The sequence below is a fragment of the Aeromonas sp. sif2416 genome (genome assembly GCF_019218665.1).
Taxonomy (GTDB): Bacteria; Pseudomonadota; Gammaproteobacteria; order Enterobacterales; family Aeromonadaceae; genus Aeromonas; species Aeromonas encheleia.
Window position 1 is genome coordinate 1 of sequence record NZ_JAHUXC010000068.1, and the last position, 223, is coordinate 223.

At 64.6% G+C, this 223-nt stretch carries 1 protein-coding gene; it reads left to right on the forward strand.

Translation table 11 applies throughout. The annotated features are described in order from the left end of the window. The coding region (locus KW821_RS21575; protein ID WP_218292884.1) for a VCBS domain-containing protein at positions 1 to 223 on the forward strand (223 nt) is incomplete at both ends.

The following is a 223-nucleotide window of genomic DNA, read 5'->3' on the forward strand; positions in this document are numbered from 1 at the left end:
GCCGACGAGGCCGAGTTCAAGCCGGGCCTGGGCGCGCCGAGTGCCAATGCCCTGGGCAGCCTGACCATCGATGCGGCTGGCAAGTGGAATTATGAGGTCGCCAACGACAAGGTGCAGTACCTGGGCGAGGGCGAGACCAAGGTCGAGACCTTCACCGTACAGAGCCTGGATGGCACCAGCCACACCGTGACCATCACCATCACCGGCGTCAATGACGGTGCGG